This is a genomic window from Janthinobacterium sp. BJB426 (assembly GCF_002735705.1).
Taxonomy (GTDB): domain Bacteria; phylum Pseudomonadota; class Gammaproteobacteria; order Burkholderiales; family Burkholderiaceae_D; genus Janthinobacterium.
In genome coordinates this window covers 24,914-38,261 of sequence record NZ_PDZL01000006.1, presented here as the reverse complement: position 1 = coordinate 38,261, position 13,348 = coordinate 24,914, and the positions used below count along the sequence as shown (strand labels likewise).

Annotated in this window: 13 protein-coding genes; 5 read left to right on the top strand and 8 right to left on the bottom strand. The window is 64.7% G+C overall.

Annotation, left to right across the window (positions count from 1 at the left end; genetic code table 11):
- The first annotated feature begins 95 nt into the window (after positions 1-95).
- Positions 96-2,183: an excinuclease ABC subunit UvrB gene (gene uvrB / locus CSQ93_RS11800; RefSeq protein ID WP_099378229.1), complete on the top strand. Its 2,088-nt coding sequence runs from the start codon at positions 96-98 to the stop codon at positions 2,181-2,183.
- Between the two features lie 24 nt (positions 2,184-2,207).
- Here uvrB and CSQ93_RS11795 read toward each other — a convergent pair whose 3' ends face one another.
- The gene (locus CSQ93_RS11795; protein ID WP_233516151.1) at positions 2,208-2,705 is read right to left on the bottom strand and encodes a DUF3224 domain-containing protein; all 498 of its coding nucleotides are present in this window, start codon (positions 2,703-2,705) and stop codon (positions 2,208-2,210) included.
- A 56-nt stretch (positions 2,706-2,761) separates the two neighbouring features.
- On the opposite strand from CSQ93_RS11795, the gene CSQ93_RS11790 reads away from it, so the two are divergent.
- Positions 2,762-3,604: a helix-turn-helix domain-containing protein gene (locus tag CSQ93_RS11790; protein ID WP_099378227.1), complete on the top strand. Its 843-nt coding sequence runs from the start codon at positions 2,762-2,764 to the stop codon at positions 3,602-3,604.
- Here CSQ93_RS11790 and denD read toward each other — a convergent pair.
- The 6 genes from denD to CSQ93_RS11760 are packed head-to-tail and all read right to left on the bottom strand — an operon-like array spanning position 3,601 to position 9,596.
- Positions 3,601-4,578, bottom strand: coding sequence for a D-erythronate dehydrogenase (gene denD, locus CSQ93_RS11785; protein ID WP_099378226.1), 978 nt, complete (start codon positions 4,576-4,578; stop codon positions 3,601-3,603). The genes CSQ93_RS11790 and denD overlap by 4 nt on opposite strands.
- A 2-nt stretch (positions 4,579-4,580) precedes the next feature.
- Positions 4,581-5,372 carry a 2-oxo-tetronate isomerase gene (gene otnI, locus CSQ93_RS11780; RefSeq protein WP_099378225.1) on the bottom strand — a complete coding sequence of 264 codons (792 nt, stop codon included), beginning with the start codon at positions 5,370-5,372 and terminating at the stop codon, positions 4,581-4,583.
- 18 nt (positions 5,373-5,390) lie between these two features.
- Positions 5,391-6,035 carry a 3-oxo-tetronate 4-phosphate decarboxylase gene (otnC, locus tag CSQ93_RS11775; protein WP_099378224.1) on the bottom strand — a complete coding sequence of 215 codons (645 nt, stop codon included), beginning with the start codon at positions 6,033-6,035 and terminating at the stop codon, positions 5,391-5,393.
- The gene (gene otnK, locus CSQ93_RS11770; RefSeq protein ID WP_099378223.1) at positions 6,032-7,333 is read right to left on the bottom strand and encodes a 3-oxo-tetronate kinase; all 1,302 of its coding nucleotides are present in this window, start codon (positions 7,331-7,333) and stop codon (positions 6,032-6,034) included. The genes otnC and otnK overlap by 4 nt, the downstream gene beginning before the upstream one ends.
- Before the next feature lie 20 nt (positions 7,334-7,353).
- The gene (gene ltnD / locus CSQ93_RS11765) at positions 7,354-8,253 is read right to left on the bottom strand and encodes an L-threonate dehydrogenase (RefSeq protein ID WP_099378222.1); all 900 of its coding nucleotides are present in this window, start codon (positions 8,251-8,253) and stop codon (positions 7,354-7,356) included.
- A 14-nt stretch (positions 8,254-8,267) separates the two neighbouring features.
- Entirely contained in the window at positions 8,268-9,596 is a 1,329-nt protein-coding gene (locus tag CSQ93_RS11760) for an MFS transporter (RefSeq protein ID WP_099378221.1), read from the bottom strand.
- 189 nt (positions 9,597-9,785) lie between these two features.
- Between CSQ93_RS11760 and CSQ93_RS11755 the strand changes: the two genes are divergently transcribed.
- On the top strand, positions 9,786-10,598 hold the full coding sequence (locus CSQ93_RS11755; protein WP_099378220.1) for a FadR/GntR family transcriptional regulator: 813 nt from the start codon (positions 9,786-9,788) through the stop codon (positions 10,596-10,598).
- 8 nt (positions 10,599-10,606) lie between these two features.
- On the opposite strand, the gene CSQ93_RS11750 is transcribed toward CSQ93_RS11755, so the two are convergent.
- Positions 10,607-11,233: a flavin reductase family protein gene (locus tag CSQ93_RS11750; protein WP_099378219.1), complete on the bottom strand. Its 627-nt coding sequence runs from the start codon at positions 11,231-11,233 to the stop codon at positions 10,607-10,609.
- A 197-nt stretch (positions 11,234-11,430) separates the two neighbouring features.
- Here CSQ93_RS11750 and CSQ93_RS11745 point away from each other — a divergent pair, with 197 nt between their 5' ends.
- On the top strand, positions 11,431-12,492 hold the full coding sequence (locus CSQ93_RS11745; RefSeq protein WP_099378218.1) for an AI-2E family transporter: 1,062 nt from the start codon (positions 11,431-11,433) through the stop codon (positions 12,490-12,492).
- A 30-nt stretch (positions 12,493-12,522) separates the two neighbouring features.
- A complete protein-coding gene (locus CSQ93_RS11740; protein WP_099378217.1) occupies positions 12,523-13,230 on the top strand; it encodes a hypothetical protein in 708 nt (235 codons plus the stop codon).
- Positions 13,231-13,348: the final 118 nt, after the last annotated feature.

The window sequence follows — 13,348 nt, the reverse complement described above, 5'->3', positions numbered from 1 at the left end:
TTGGAAGCAGGTTCACAGCGGAGTTGTAGACAGCGCCCCAAAATACAACGCCAGGGCCGCCAGCAGAGCACTATTCTAACAAAGGTCTGATTCACATGCCCGAATTATCTACCGCCAGCGAGGCGGAAAGCGCAATTATCTCTTTCCCGGACTCCCCGTTCAAGCTGCACCAGCCCTTCCCTCCGGCCGGCGATCAGCCCACGGCGATCGACCAGTTATCCGAGGGGATCGCCGACGGACTGGCCTTCCAGACCCTGTTGGGCGTGACCGGTTCCGGCAAGACCTACACCATGGCCAACGTCATCGCACGCATGGGCCGGCCCGCCATCGTCTTCGCGCCGAACAAGACCCTGGCGGCGCAGCTGTACAGCGAGTTCCGCGACTTTTTCCCGCAAAACGCGGTCGAATACTTCGTCAGCTACTACGATTACTACCAGCCCGAAGCCTACGTGCCGCAGCGCGACCTGTTTATCGAAAAGGACTCGTCGATCAACGAGCATATCGAGCAGATGCGCCTGTCATGCACCAAGTCGCTGATGGAACGGCGCGACGTCATCATCGTCGCCACCGTCTCGGCCATCTACGGTATCGGCAATCCGAACGAATACCACCAGATGATCCTGACCTTGCGCGTCAAGGACAGGGTTGCCCAGCGCGACGTCATCGCGCGCCTGATCCAGATGCAGTACACGCGCAACGAAGTCGATTTCGGCCGCGGCACCTTCCGCGTGCGCGGCGATACCATCGACATTTTCCCCGCCGAGCATGCGGAGCTGGCCGTGCGCCTGGAAATGTTCGACGACGAGATCGAATCGATCCAGCTGTTCGACCCGCTGACGGGCAGAGTGCGTCAGAAAATCCCCCGCTTCACCGTGTACCCGGGCTCGCACTATGTGACGCCCCGCTCCACCGTGCTGCGCGCCGTGGAAACCATCAAGGACGAGCTGCGTGAACGCCTCGAATTCTTCCGCAAGGAGAATAAGCTGATCGAGGAGCAGCGGCTGGAACAGCGCACGCGCTTCGACCTGGAAATGATGGCGGAAATCGGTTTTACGAAGGGCATCGAGAACTACTCGCGCCATTTGAGCGGCGCGCTGCCGGGCGAACCGCCGCCGACCCTGGTCGATTACCTGCCGCCAGACGCATTGATGTTCCTCGACGAGTCGCACGTGCTGACGGGCCAGCTGAGCGCCATGTACAACGGCGACCGTTCGCGCAAGACGAACCTGGTCGACTATGGTTTCCGCCTGCCGTCGGCACTCGACAACCGGCCCTTGAAATTCGAGGAATTCGAACAGAAGATGCGCCAGACCGTGTTCGTCTCGGCCACGCCGGCCGAATACGAAAAGAGCCATTCCGACCAAGTGGTCGAGCAAGTCGTGCGCCCCACCGGCCTGGTCGACCCGCAGATCATCGTGCGCCCCGCCAGCAGCCAGGTGGACGACCTGATGTCGGAAATCGTCGAGCGCATCAAGAAGGACGAGCGCGTGCTGGTGACGACCTTGACCAAGCGCATGTCGGAGCAATTGACGGAATACCTGGGCGACCATGGCATCAAGGTGCGCTATCTGCACAGCGATATCGAAACGGTGGAACGCGTGGAAATCCTGCGCGACCTGCGCCTGGGCACCTTCGACGTACTGGTGGGGATCAACCTGCTGCGCGAGGGCCTGGACTTGCCGGAAGTGTCGCTGGTCGCCATCCTGGACGCGGACAAGGAAGGTTTCTTGCGTTCCGAGCGCAGCCTGATCCAGACCATCGGCCGCGCCGCGCGTAACCTGAACGGCACGGCGATCCTGTACGGCGACCGCATCACGGACTCCATGCGCCGCGCCATCGACGAGACGGAACGCCGCCGCAACAAGCAGATCGCCTTCAACACAGCCAACAACATCGTGCCGATCGGCGTGAAAAAATCGATCCGCGAAATGATCGATGGCGTCTACAGCCCGCAGGAAGCGCGCGAAACCCTGCAAGTGGCGCAGGAAGCGGCGAAGTTCGAAGCCATGAGCGAGAAACAGGTCAGCAAGGAAATCAAGCGCCTGGAAAAACTGATGGTCGACCACGCAAAGAACCTCGAGTTCGAAAAAGCGGCGCAGGTGCGCGACCAGCTGCACGTCCTCAAGCAGCAGCTGTTCGGCGCGCCCGGCACCGACAATGTGGCGTCGATACTGGGCAAATAGACGGCTATCCGTGCCTTGACCCGCCTACGGCTCCGGCAGCGAATAGTCGATGTCGTAGAAATGCTGGCCATCGACGATGCGGATGGCCAGCGTCCCGCTGATGCCTTTCAGCTGCCCCGTGCCGGAATGCGGCACGATCACGATGGACAGCGTCTGCTGGCCGTCGGCCATGGTGCCCGCATGCTGCGCCACGAAGGTGCCTTGCCGGCCCTGCAGCACGCCCGTGATGGCTTCCATGGCGACATAGCCTGCCGCGCCCCTGGTGTCGGTGACGGCGTTGAGCATCTCGCCCTTTGCCGTGGCGACCAGGTCGCCGGCATAGACTTTGTCGAGCAGCACCCTGCCCAAGGTCGTGCGCCCCGCGCGCTGCGGCGCCGCGGACGGCGTCATGGTGATACTGAAACTTCCCGTGGCGCGTACATGCATGCGATGATCCCCCTCTGCAGACGAGGCGGCGCCGGCTGGCGCCACCAATAGACAACATGCGGCCAGCACCAGGCCAGACAAGCTGTGTGATTTCATGACTCCCTTTCAATCGATGCGAGAGAGCCAGCTTAAAGCCACGCAGGAGACAAATATTGGATAAACCCGACAACCCGCGCAATGTGCTCGCCACACGCGGCCAGGCGCCGAAAGGCATCGTCGACCCGCAGGCAGCGGCGCGCCGCATACGGCTGGCGACCTATCCGCCGGCTGGCGCGCTGGCGCCGTTCGTCGACTACTTCTGGGTGGTCGAATGGGACAGGCGGGACTGCGCGCCGGAGACGCAGCGCGTGCTGCCCTACCCGAACGCCCACCTGGTGTTCGACCTTGGGCGCACGGCCATCCATGGCGTGGTGCGCGGCGCCTTCGACCGGCCATTGAGCGGAACGGGCAAGGTGCTGGGCGTGCGTTTTTCACCGGGCGGCCTGCGCCCGTTCATCAGCCAGCCCTTGTCGTCATTCACCGATACGACCATCGCCGCCGATGCCATGCTGGACATGCCTGCCGCGCAAGCCGAGGCGCTGGTGCTGCGGCAAGCCGACGATACGGCCATGGTGGCGCAGGCACAGGCACTGCTGCTGGCAAGGCTGCCGCAAGTCGACGCCGCCGCCCTGCTGGCAGCCAGGCTGACGGCCGCGGCGGCGGCCCACAACGGCCCGGCAAGCGTGGCGCAGCTGTGCGAAAAAATGGGCATCGGAGAACGCCGGCTGCAGCGCCTGTTCGCCAACTACGTGGGCGTGCCGCCGAAGTGGGTGATCCAGCGCTATCGCCTGCAGGAAGCGATCTGGCGCCTGGCGCAGCCCGATGCGCCCGACCTGGCCAGCCTGGCGCAGGAACTGGGCTTTTTTGACCAGGCCCATTTCAGCCGCAGTTTTGTGGACCTGGTGGGCAGCACGCCGCTCGACTATCGCCGCTCGCAGCTGGAGACAGTCACCTAGCCGGCCGCTTTCATGTCGTCGACATACGCACGGATGATGGCGGCGAAATCTGCATCGGCCGTCAAACCCAGCGCTTCGGCCCGTGCCGTATCCCAGGCGCCGGGCCAGCTCCTGACGATGCGCTCGACGGCGGGATCGGGTGCATAGCTGATGCGGGCCGCCACTTCGCTGCCGGCCACGGCTTCGAGTGCGGCGATCATTTCGCCCACGCTCACGCTCAAGCCCGGCAAGTTCACTGTGCGGCTGGCGCCAAACGCCTCGCCCGCCAATTCATGGCCGGCGATCAGCGAGGCGATGGCGCCGCGCGGCGACAGCAGCCACAGACGCAGGTCGGTGGACACGGGGCAGACGGCGGCCTCGCCATTCAAGGGTTCGCGGATGATGCCACTGGCGAACGATGACGCCGCCTTGTTCGGTTTGCCGGGACGCACGCTGATGGTGGGCAAGCGCAGCACGCGGCCATCGACAAAGCCGCGGCGGCTGTAATCGTTGAGCAACAGTTCGCCGATGGCTTTTTGCGCGCCGTACGACGACTGCGGGTTCAACGCCGTCGTATCCTGCACCACGTCCGGCAGCTGGCCGCCATACACGGCCACGGAGCTGGTAAACACCACTTTCGGCTTGTGCCCCAGTTCGCGGCAGATATCGAGCAGCAGCCGCGACGCGTCCAGGTTGATGCGCATGCCCAGCTCGAAATCGGCTTCCGCCTGGCCGCTGACGATGGCGGCCAGGTGGAAGATCGAGCTTGTGCGCGCATCGATGGTGGCGCGCATCAGGGCACCGTCGGCGATGTCGCCCGTGACCACTTTTACGCGCGCATCGTTGAAGTCATGCGCAGCCACCACGTCGACCAATACCAGCTCGCTGATCGTTTGCAACTGGCCCTGGCTGTCCGTCAGCTGGCCTTGCGCCAGCAACTGGCGCGCCAGGCGCTGCCCGAGGAAACCGGCGCCGCCGGTAATGAGTACTTTCATGTTCATGCTCCTTGTTTGTTGTTGTATGCGGCGAGCCAGCCTAGGCCATCTTCTGTGCGCCCGCGCGGACGGTATTCGCAGCCGATCCAGCCGTCGTAACCCAGTTCATCGAGCAGGCTGAATAAATACGGGTAATTGACTTCGCCATCGTCCGGCTCATTGCGCGCCGGGACGCTGGCGATCTGCACGTGGCCGATGCCGTCGAAGTTGTTCCTGAACGTCATGGCGATATCGCCCTCGACGATCTGCGTGTGATAAAAATCCATCTGCACCTTGACGTTGGGCTGGCCCGATTCCAGGCGTAGCGCATGGCCCTGCGCCTGCGTGACGAGGAAGTAGCCAGGCATGTCGCGCCCGTTGATCGGTTCGATCAAGAGTTCGATGCCATGCTGGCCCACGGCCTGGGCCGCGTACCGCAGGTTCGTCAGGTACGTGGCACGGTGCAGCGCCAGGTCGGCGCCCTCCGGCACCAGCCCCGCCATCATGTGCACGCGCGGGGTGCCCAGGGCCAGCGCATACTCGATGGCGCGCGCCACGCCAGCGCGGAATTCTTCCTCGCGGCCCGGCAGCGAAGCGATGCCCCGCTCGCCCGCCGCCCAGTCGCCCGGCGGGAGGTTGAACAGCACATTTATCAAACCATGCTCGCGCAGCCAGCCGGCCACTTCCTGCGGCGCGTGGTCATACGGGAAAAGGAATTCGACGCCTTTAAAACCCGCTTGCGCGGCGGCGGCAAAGCGCTGCGGGAACGGCACTTCGTTGAACATCATGGTCAGATTGGCGGCAAAGCGGGGCATGCGTATCTCCTGGATTTTTTATATGTCGAGTTTGAATGTGTGTTTCAGGTCGGCGATCTGCGCCGCGTCGAGCGGGCGCGTGGGCACGTCGCGCAGCAGCAGGAACAGCTTGGCCGTCTCTTCCAGTTCCTCGGCCGCATACACGGCCGCTTCCAGATTCGAGCCCGAGACGACGGGGCCGTGATTGGCCAGCAGCACGGCCGAATGCTTGCGTGCCATGGCACCGATGGCGCCAGCCAGCGCCGGGTCGCCCGGACGGTGATACGGCACCAGCGGCAGGCGCCCCACCTTCATCACAAAGTAGGGCGTGAGCGGCGGGATGCAGTCGTCATGGTTCAAGCCGCACATGCACGACACGGCCGCCGAATGCGTCGAGTGCAGATGCACGATGGCGCCGGCGCCGCCCCGCTCCGCGTACATGGCGCGGTGCAGGAACGCCTCTTTCGACGGCGGTGCGCCGCTGATCAAGTTGCCGTCCCAATCGAGCTTGGACAATTGCGCGGGATCGAGCCGTCCCAGGCTGGCGTTCGTCGGCGTCAGCAGCCAGCCGTCATCCAGGCGCACGCTCAGGTTGCCGCTGCTGCCCGCCGTCAAGCCACGCTCGTATAGCGACTTGCCGAAGTCGACGATCTGCTCGCGCTGGCGCGATTCGCTGCTGCTCATGCCAGCACCTGCCACGCTTTGCTGAAGAAATCGACCGTGCCGAAATTGCCGGACTTGAGCGCCAGCGCCAGCGGCGCCGCGCCATCGTCACCCAATGCAGGCAAGGCTTGCGTCCACGGCACGCCAGGGTCGATCTCGGGGCCGATGCGCAAACCCGCCACACCCAGCGCTTTCACCACCGCACCCGAGGTTTCGCCGCCGGCGACGATCAGTTGGCCCACGCCGAGGCGCACCAGGCCTTGCGCGATGGCGGCCAGGGTTTCCTCGACGAGCGCGCCGGCCCGCTCCACGCCCAGCTGCGCCTGCACGGCGCGCACGGCGTCCGGCGTGGCCGTGGCATAGATCAACACCGGGCCTTGCGCCAGGTGCGCGTCGGCCCAGGCCAGGGCTTGCTCCACGACGACGTCAACCACCTCGCCGCCCGCGGCCAGCTGCAATGGGTCGACGTGGAACGATGGCGCCAGTTCACGCAGGTGCGCCACCTGCTGCTGCGTGGCCACGGAGCAGCTGCCCGAGATCACGGCACGCAGGCCTGTCGGCGGCGGCAGGCGCCCCGCCTGGCCGGCGGGCGATGGCGCCAATTGCCCCCGCTGGCGGAAATTCTGTGGCAATCCCAGCGCGATGCCGGAGCCGCCCGTGATCAGTTTCAAGTCCGCGCAGGCGGCGCCGATGGCTTCCAGGTCGCGGTTCGAGACGGCATCGACGACGGCGAAATGGCAGCCCTGGCCGCGCAAGTCCGTGAAGCGCTGGGCGATGGCTGCGGCGCCCTTCTCCACCACGGAGAAATCGGCCAGACCTACCTTGGCTTGCACCTGCTGCTGCAGCACGCGCACCAGGTTCGAATCCGTCATCGGCGTCAAGGGATGGTCGCGCATGCCAGATTCGGCCAGCGGCACGTCGCCGACAAACAGGATGCCCTTGTAGATGGTGCGGCCGTTGGCGGGGAATGCCGGGCAGGCAATGGTGAAATCCGTGTCCAGCGCCCGCATCAGCGCCTCGGCTACGGGGCCGATATTGCCGCGCGGCGTGGAGTCGAAGGTGGAGCAGTACTTGAAGTAGAACTGTTTGCATCCGGCCTGCTGCAGCCAGCGCAAGGCCGCCAGCGACTCGGCCACCGCGTCTTGCGGCGCAGTCGTGCGCGACTTCAGCGCGATGACGACGGCGTCGACATCGGCTGGCGGCGGACCTTGCGGCACGCCGATCAGCTGCACCGTGCGCATGCCGGCCTTGACCAGCATGCCGGCCAGGTCGGTGCCACCCGTGAAATCGTCGGCGATACATCCCAGTAGTACGGTCATGATTGTTCCTTTTTATTCAGTTACGCTTTCGCCGGCAGATCGATCCCCGGGAAAGTCTTGATGACGGCCGAGTCGTCCTCGCCGCCAAAGCCTGCTGCCGACGCCTGCATGAACATCTGGTGCGCCGTGGCCGACAGCGGCAACGGGAACACGCTTTTTTTCGCGTAATCGAGCACGATGCCCAAATCCTTGACGAAGATATTCACGGCCGACAGCGGCGCGTAATCGCCTTTCAAAATATGCGGCACCCGGTTCTGGAACATCCAGGAACTGCCGGCGCTGTTCGAAATGACTTCGTACAGGGCGTCCGGGTCGCAGCCGGCACGCAGGCCCAAGGCCATCGCTTCGGCCGCGGCGGCGATGTGCACCCCGGCCAGCAACTGGTTGATCATCTTGACTTTCGAGCCCTGCCCCGGCTGTTCGCCCAGGCGGTACAACTTTGCGCAGATGGCGTCAAAGATGCCGGCGCAGGCATCGAACGCCTCGGGCGCGCCGGCCGCCATGACGGACATTTCGCCGGCCGCCGCCTTGGCCGCGCCGCCGGAAATAGGCGCATCGATGAAGCGCAGCCCCATGCCCGCCAGGCGCGCGCCGAGGGCCTCGGCAAACTCCGGCGCCACGGTGGCGCAGGCGATCACCACGCTGCCCGCCGCCAGGGCGCTGGCCGCACCGTGTTCGCCAAACAGCACGGACTCCGTCTGCTGCGCGTTGACAACGACGATCAGCACGGCCTGCACCTGCGCCGCCAGCGCGGCGGGCGACTGCGCCGCACGGGCGCCCTTGTCTGCCAGCACTTGCACGGTTTCGGGCCGCACGTCGCAGGCATGCACCTCAAAACCGGCGCGCAGCAAGGATTGCGCGATGCCCATGCCCATGGCGCCCAGGCCGATCACACCTACTTTTTTGATTGCTACGTTCATCTGCTACTCCAGTTTTATTTGTTCACCAGCTTGGCCGGCACGCGCATGATGATGACCGCGCCGATCACGAGGATGGCCGCCAGGAGGTAGATGGCGATGTCGGTCGACTGTGTCAGGTCCTTGATCGAGCCGATCATGTATGGCGCCGCGAAACCGGCCAGGTTGCCCACCGAATTGATGGCGGCGATGCCGGCGGCGGCCGAGACGCCACCGAGGAAGGCCGTCGGCAGGCTCCAGAACATGGGCGAGGCGGCCAGGATGCCGCCGGCGGCGATCGTCAGGAAGAAGATGGCCCAGCCCGTGTTATGGGCGCCGGCCAGCGCGCTGCAGACGATGGCGGCCGCGCCGATCACCAGCGGAATGGCCATATGCCAGCGGCGTTCGCGGTATTTGTCCGAGCTGCGGCCCAGCAAAATCATCGTGGCCACGGCAAACGAATAGGGAATCGCGGTAAACAAACCGATATTGAGCACGCCCGTCACGCCAGCCGCCTTGATCAGGCTGGGCAGCCAGAACGTCAGCGAATACTGGCCCATCACGCAGCAGAAATAAATCAGGGCCATGACCCAGATGCGCGGATCGGCGAACATGGCGCGGATCGACGGGTGCGACACCTTGCCCTTCGCTTCCGTGGCGATGCGCTGCTCGAGGATCACTTTTTCGTATTCCGTCAGCCACTTGGCGGCGCGGATGCTGTTATCGAGATACAGCAGCACGGCCACGCCCATGATCACGGCGGGGATGGCTTCGAGCACGAACATCCACTGCCAGCCCGCATAGCCATGCACGCCGGCGAAGGTTTCCATGATCCAGCCCGACAGCGGGCCGCCGATCAGGCCCGCCACGGGAATGGCCGCCATGAAGGTGCAGACCATGCGTGCGCGGCGCTCGGACGGATACCAGTAGGTCAGGTACAGGATGATGCCGGGGAAGAAGCCCGCTTCGGCCACGCCGAGCAGGAAGCGCATGATGTAGAACATGGTCGGCGTGGTGACGAACATGAAGGCGCCCGAGATGATGGCCCAGGTGATCATGATGCGGGCGATCCACACGCGCGCGCCGATTTTATGCAGCATCACATTGCTGGGTACTTCGAACAGGAAGTAGCCGAGGAAGAACACGCCGGCGCCCAGGCCATACACGGTTTCGGAAAACCGCAGGTCGGCCAGCATCTGCAGCTTGGCGAAGCCCACGTTCACACGGTCGAGGTAAGCGACGATGTAGCACAGCATGAGGAAGGGGATGATGCGCCAGGTCACCTTGCGGTAGACGGCGTCATCGATGATTTTCTGGCTGGCGGCGGCGCCTACCGGCTGGCCCGGCATTGTTTGTGACACTTCCATGCTTGTCTCCTGATCACGAAGGGATCGACCGTGCCGGGTTTTTATGGTCCACCGGAGGTGGCTGGCAACTTGTCTAAAATTTGTATGGATGTATATTATGTGTGTGTTTTATGTGTGTCAAGCTGTATATTCCATATAATGGCAAGCAGGCAATCCCATTTGAAAACCGTTAGCGCAAGGATGCACCCGATGGACCGCACGTTCAGCTTCACCCTCCCCGCGCCGGAGCCCGCCGCGGGCAGCTTCACCACCGGCACCCTGGGTGCGCGCGTGGCGGCCCGCTTGCGCCAGCAGCTCCAGCACGATGGCCTGGCCGCCGGCACGCGTTTGCCGTCGGAGCAGGCGATGGCCGAGCATTTCGGCGTGAGCCGCACGGTGCTGCGTGAAGCCATAGCCTTGCTGCAGGCCGAAGGCATCCTCGTCACGCGCAAGGGCAGCGGCACCTTCGTGTGCGCGCAGGATGGCGCGAAGAGCGGCGAACGGGGCGACGCGCTGACGGAGCAATCGGTGCAATCGCTGCTGAACCTGATCGAAGTGCGCCAGGGCCTGGAAGCGGAAATCGCCGCGCTGGCGGCCGTGCGGCGCACGCCGGGCCAGCTGGCCGACATCGAACACGCGCTGCGGCGCATCGAGGAAGCGGTGGCGGCCGGCGTCGATGGCGTGGAAGAAGACGTGCGCCTGCACTTGTCCATCGCCGAGGCGACGGGCAATCCCTATTGGCCAAAATTCGTCGCCATGTTCGCCGACCCGATCCGCTCGGCCGTCAAGGTGACGCGCGCGAATGAAGCGCGGCGCACGGACTTTTCCATCGAAGTGCGGCGCGAACATGAAAAGATCGTGCAGGCGATTGCTGACGGCGACCCGCAACGGGCGCGCCAGGCGGCCATGGAACACATGCAGCATGCGGCCGAACGCGTGCGCCTGGCCGACCGCGAATTCTGGCGCGGCGACGGCGGCGCGCTGGCGCGCACCCTGGGACGCGACCCCATCATGCAGAAATAAATCCTGGCTCAGGGATAGCTGGGCCGGCGCATGTGGAACAAGCTGTCCGGTCCGATCTCGAAATAATCGGCCGGGCCGCCGCCGCGCAAGATCGGCGCCGCGGCGGCCGTGTCGTACACGCCATCGGTCAACAGGTGGTGCGCGATGTGCACGCCCACCACTTCCCCCAGCACCAGCCAGCTGCCGACACCGTCGCCATTGACGCCTTGCAGCTCGATGATCTGCGTGCGCCGGCATTCGAAGGAGACGGGGCTTTCCTCCACGCGCGGCACGTTGACGATGCGCGAGGCGGCCGGCGTCAGGCCGGCCAGCGCGAATTCATCGACTTCGGGCGGCGCCGGCGCGCAGCTGATATTCATCGCCCCGGCCAGCGGACGCGTCGCCAGGTTCCACACGAATTCACCCGTCTGTTCGATATTGCGCAAGGTATCCTTGCGGCCGATGCTGGAAAAACCGATCAGCGGCGGATGGTAATTAAAGGCGTTGAAAAAGCTGTACGGCGCCAGATTGAGCACGCCCTCGCTGCTCTGCGAAGCGATCCAGCCGATGGGCCGCGGCCCCACGATGGCGTTGAACGGATCATGCGGCAGGCCATGGCCCTGTGCCGGTTCATAAAAGTGAATATTGTCGGCCACGCGCGTTCCTGAAGTCGAAGTCTTAGGCGCCCGGGATGGAACGCCTGGAGCAACAGCTTACTGGAATTGCCGCCACCGCGTTGTCAGCCCGCCGGTGCCGGGTGCGCTCGCGCACGCATCACGACAATTCTATGGCGCGCCGCACCATGCCTCGCTTATGATGGGACAACTCAACCCTTATCTTTCCGCTACCGCCCATGCATACCCTCACGCTGCACCAGAAAGTGTTCTTGCTCCTCCTGAGCATCGTCACCATCGGCTTCGGCTGGATACTGGCGCCGTATGCGGGCGCCATCTTCTGGGGCGTCATCCTGGCGATCCTGTTCGCCCCCGTGTACCGCTGGCTGCTGAGGAAAACCAAGGGCCGCGCCGGCCTGGCGTCGCTGCTGACCTTGCTGCTCATCATCGTCATCGTGATCCTGCCGCTGTCGCTCATTTCCGTGTCGCTCGTAAACCAGGCGGCCAGCGTCGTGGAAATGGTGCGCTCGGGTGAAATCACGGTCGCCATGTTCTTCAATAAGATCATGGCGGTGCTGCCGCAATGGCTGATCAATTTGCTCGACCGCTTCAACCTGACCAGCCTGGCCAGCCTGCAGGACAAGCTGGCCGAGGGCGCCACGCAAGTGAGCCAGGTGGTGGCCGTGAAAGCCATCAATGTGGGCCTGTACACCTTCGAATTTCTCACCAGCCTGTGCATCATGCTGTACCTGCTGTTTTTCCTCATGCGCGACGGCTCCGCCCTGTCGGCCCGCATCAAGGGTGCTGTGCCGCTGAGCCGCAAGTACAAGCAACGCCTGTTCACCAATTTCACCACGGTGATCCGCGCCACGGTGAAGGGCAATATACTCGTGGCGATCGCCCAGGGCGCCCTCGGCGGGCTGGCGTTCTGGTTCCTCGACGTGCCCGCGCCCCTGCTGTGGGCCGTGCTGATGGCCTTCCTGTCGCTGCTGCCGGCCGTCGGCGCCGCCCTCGTCTGGGCGCCCGTGGCCGCCTACTTCCTGGCCACGGGCGCCATCTGGCAAGGCGCAGGCCTGGCCGCCTTCGGCGTCTTCGTCATCGGCCTGGTCGACAACGTGCTGCGCCCCATCCTGGTCGGCAAGGACACCAAGATGCCCGACTACGTGGTGCTGCTGTCGACCGTGGGCGGCATGGCCCTGTTTGGCCTGAACGGCTTCGTCATCGGCCCCGTGGTGGCGGCCCTGTTCATCGCCTCGTGGGATCTGTTCGTCTCGGCCAGCGAATTCCAGGCCGAGGATTGAGGCGTGGCGGCCTGGGCAGGCGGGAAACAAATGCGCATCGACCTTGCAGGACAAGCGCATGATTTTTCTCTCGGCCAGCGTTCCCATGGCCGCTACATCGCCGCGATTATCGTGCTGCACCTGGCGCTGTTCTGGGTAGCCACGCGGCCCGCACACATGAGAATCGAGCACGATGACCGGATCTGGCTGCAGCTGATGCCGCCACAGCGCCCAATGCAACGCTTCATTCCACCCGCCAAGCCCGATCCGGCGCCGGCACGCGCGCCAGCCCATCCATCGAGCGCGGCAAGCGTGTCGCCGCCAAAGGAGGCGACGGCATCGCTGCAGGAGCAGCCGCAAGACGATGCCCTGCCGGCAGAACCGGCACCGGCCGCCCCGAAGACCGGCACCCTGACCCTGGCGCAACAGGCGCTGCTGGCAGCCGGCGCCATCGACCGCCAGCTGCGCGCCGAGCATCCGCAGGAGTTCGTGGCGCCGCCCGAGACGCCGCAGACGCGCCTGGCAAAGGGATTTGCGCAAGCGCATGCGGCGGTCAAGCCGAAGTGGTTCGAAGCGGCCCGCATTGAGCTGTTCAGCGCGCCAAACGACCCGAAACGCATCTACCGCGTCACCACGGCGACCGGTGAATACTGCATCTATTTACCCGACAAAGGCAGCATGTCGCTGAACCTCAGCGCGCGGTCCGGCTACGCCGGTTTCGGCGAAGGGACGGCGGCGCCTTGTCCCATCCGGTTTTAACAGCGGGCGATGCAGCGCGCCTCCAATAAAACCTGCGGAACCCGGCGCTGCCGACGGCGCCACTTGCGCTTCCTGAAACAGGCGGGAACAGCCTGGCGGCAGAGTGTCCGCCGGCGCC